At 66.8% G+C, this 3,455-nt stretch carries 2 protein-coding genes and 1 pseudogene; all 3 read right to left on the bottom strand.

Translation table 11 applies throughout. The annotated features are described in order from the left end of the window. Positions 1–206 (bottom strand): annotated as a pseudogene (locus tag EOA28_RS29240) (sarcosine oxidase subunit gamma); the annotation flags it as partial. Then, complete coding sequence (locus EOA28_RS29235) at positions 199–3,192, bottom strand: sarcosine oxidase subunit alpha (RefSeq protein WP_128315546.1); 2,994 nt, start codon at positions 3,190–3,192, stop codon at positions 199–201. The pseudogene EOA28_RS29240 and the gene EOA28_RS29235, both read right to left, overlap by 8 nt. Next, positions 3,189–3,455 (bottom strand): sarcosine oxidase subunit delta (locus EOA28_RS29230; protein WP_128315545.1); only part of this gene is annotated, 267 nt, incomplete at its 5' end. The genes EOA28_RS29230 and EOA28_RS29235, both read right to left, overlap by 4 nt.

Raw genomic sequence — 3,455 nt, 5'->3', positions numbered from 1 at the left:
CCGTCAGGCAGAGTGAGACCGGTGACCTTGCGGATAATCTCGATCAGTCGCTTCTCTTCGCCCGGCCAGGCGGCAAGCTGCAGGATCGAGCCCGGCCGCGTCTCGGACAGGATGACATCAACGCCATGTTCGAAATTGCCGTGCGAGCCGGGATGATAGTCCGGCTCGAGCGGCGACTGGCGCTCGGGCAATTGCTGCTCAGCCATGCATGCGGCTCCCGTCCGGGTCGTAGAAATGGTTGGAGGCGATCTCGACCGGCCCGAACCGGTTGCGCAGCGGATCCGAGACGAAGGCGCGGGTCCCGTGCCGCGCCTTGCCGCCCTTGACCAGGGCCAGCGCGATATATTTGCCCAGCGCCGGTGAGTAACAGCAGGCGGTGATGTGGCCGAGCGAATCGTGCGGATTGGCTTCGTCCAGTTCCTCGACGATATGTCCGCCGCCGTTGAGGGCTCGGTTGTCGAGGGCGATCAGCCCGACCAGCTCGAGCCGGTCGGGGGCAATCAGGCCTTCGCGGTCCATCATGGCCGAGCCGATGAAGGGCTTCTTCTTCGACAGCATCCAGTCGAGATGGAGGTCGCGCGCGGTGGTGCGGCCGTCGATCTCGGCGCCGGTGACATGGCCCTTCTCGATGCGCATCGTGCCCAGCGCCTCGAGCCCGTAGGTGACAAGGCCAAAAGGCTTGCCGGCCTCGATCAAGGCTTCCCAGACGAGGGTGCCGTAACCGGCGCCGGAATAGACCTCGAATGCCATTTCGCCGGAAAAGGAAAGCCGGCAGATCATCACCGGCACGCCGGCGATCCGGCCATGGACGATGCCCATGAAGGGCAGGGTGGCATTGTCGACGGCAGTGCCGGTGACGCAAGCGGCAAGGATGGCGCGCGCGTTCGGGCCGCCGATCGCAGCCCCCGCCCATTCGTCGGTGACCGAGGTTACGGTGACCTTCAGCTCCGGCCAGATGACGTCGAGGAAATATTCCAGATGCTGCATCACCTTGCCGGCATTGGCGGTGGTGGTCGTCATCAGGAAATCCTGCTCGCCGAGCCGCCAGGTGGTACCGTCGTCGAAGGCAAGACCGTCCTCGCGCAGCATCAGGCCGTAGCGCGCCTTGCCGACTGCCAAAGTGGAAAACATGTTGGTGTAGATGCGGTCGAGGAACTCTGCCGCGTCCGGCCCCTGCACCGCGATCTTGCCCAGCGTCGAGACGTCGACGATGCCGGCGCTGTCGCGCGTGGCTCTTGCTTCCCGCACATAGGCCTGCTCGACCGTCTCGCCGGGGAGGCCATAGATCATCGGGCGGTACCAGAGGCCGGCCGAATACATCCTTGCGCCATTGGCGATGTGCCAGTCATGCATCGGGGTTAGCCGCTCGGGTTTGAGGTCGCCGAAGCGCTCTGCCGCCAGCGAGCCGATTGACACCGCCGTGTAAGGCGGGCGGAAGCGGGTCGTGCCGACTTCGGGGATAGGCTTGCCGAGAGCCTCGGCCATGATGGCGAGACCCGGCACGTTGGAGTTCTTGCCCTGGTCGGTCGCCATGCCGAGCGTGGTGTAGCGCTTCAGATGCTCGACCGAGACGAAGCCTTCGCGATGCGCCAGCCGCACGTCCTCGGCGATGACGTCGTGCTGGAAGTCGACAAAGCTCTTGCCCTTGGCCCTGATCTCGAAGACCGGAGCCGGATCGGGATCGCCCGGAGCCGCCTCGACGACGGGCAGGGGACCGGATGAAGCCGTACCGCCGGCCGCCTGGAGACCGGCGGCGCGACCTTCCGCGATTGCCTCCGCTGTCGAAAAACTGCCGGTGAAGGCGCCGGCGCCGATCCAGCGCTGCGTCGGCTTCGGCGGCAGGAAAGCTTGCCTGGCAGGGTCCCACTCGGGTTTCGCGCCGGCCTGGCTGGCGAGGTGGATGGTCGGCGACCAGCCGCCCGACATCAGAAGGCTCTCGGCGTGGATGCTGCGCTCGTCGCCGCTGAGCGAACCGCTCATGGCGTCGAAGCGCTGCACCTTGAGGCCGGTGAGCGCCTTCCTGCCCTCGGTCGCGACCACGGCGTGACCGGCAAGCAGCTCGGCTTCCGCATCGCTCGCCAGCCGGCGCATCTCGTTCGAGACATCGCTGCGGACATCGATGATGGCGACGACCGCGGCGCCAGCCTTCTTCAGGGCGACGGCCGAGCGGTAGGCGCTGTCGTTGTTGGTGAAGAGCGCGATGCGCTGTCCCGGCAGCACACCATACTCATTGGCGTAACGTTCGGCCGCATGCGCCAGTATGACGCCGGGGCGGTCGTTGCCAGGGAACACCAGCGGCCGTTCGAACGAGCCGGTGGCGAGAACCACCGTGCCTGCGCGGATCGCCCAGTAGCGCTGGCGCGGCTCACCCTTGGCGGCGACTTCCTTGTGGTCGGTCACCCGTTCAAGCGCGGCCAGCGTGTTGCCGTCGTAATAGCCCCACACCGTCGTGCGCGGCAAAAGGCGCACATTGTCGTTGCCTGCAAGCTGCGCAGCCATACGCTGGGCCCAGTCGGCAGCGGGCATGCCGTCGATGGTTTCGCCCGACCAGTTGGCGGAGCCACCGAAATGGGCTTCGAGATCGGCGAGGATGACGCGGGCGCCCTGGTCGGCGGCAGCCTTCGCCGCCATCAGGCCGGCCGGACCGGAGCCGACGACCAGCACGTCGCAGAAAGCGTTCATGCGTTCGTAGCGCGCCGGGTCGGGGGCGGTGCCGGCCTTGCCGAGACCGGCGGCGCGGCGGATGAAATGCTCGCAGAACATCCAGAAGCGCGTGCCCTTCAGCGGACCGATCACCGGCCCCATGAAAGTCTTGTAGTAGAAGCCGGCAGACAGGATCCTGCCGCCGAGCTGGTTGATGGCGCCGATGTCCCAGGCGAGCGAAGGCGTGCGGTTCTGGCTGACGGCGACGAGCCCGTCATAGATCTCGACCATGGTGGCCGGGATATTGGGCTCGCGCACTTCGCCGCGCAGCACCGTCACCAGCGCATTGGGCTCCTCGACGCCAGCGGAAAGCAGGCCGCGCGGGCGATGGTATTTGAACGAACGGCCGAACAGCGTCACGCCGCTGGCGAGCAGCGCCGAGGCCAGCGTGTCGCCGGCATGGCCGGTGTAAGGCGCTCCGTCGAAGGTGAAGCGGATGGTGCGCAGCCTGTCGATGCGGCCGCCGGTCTCGGTGCGGCGAGGGCTCACGAACGGCCCTCCGCCCTGTTGTCGGCAGATTTGTGGCCGCCACGCGCGAAGGCGGTGCTCAGGATCTCATGCGTGATGGTGTTGCGCACGACCCTCAGATGCGCGCGGCAGCCGCCGGAATGCTGCCAGATCTCATTGTGGTCGCCGGCCGGATTGAGCCGGTCGTAGACATAGGCGTTCCAGGCGTCGAGATCTTGCGAGGCCGGCTGCGGCCGCTGACGGTTGCCGTCGCCCTGATAGGTGAATTCGATGACATCGCGCGG

The sequence above is a fragment of the Mesorhizobium sp. M2A.F.Ca.ET.067.02.1.1 genome (genome assembly GCF_004023285.1).
GTDB lineage: Bacteria > Pseudomonadota > Alphaproteobacteria > Rhizobiales > Rhizobiaceae > Mesorhizobium.
The sequence above is the reverse complement of the archived record's forward strand: the minus strand, read 5'-3'. Positions and strand labels throughout refer to the sequence as shown.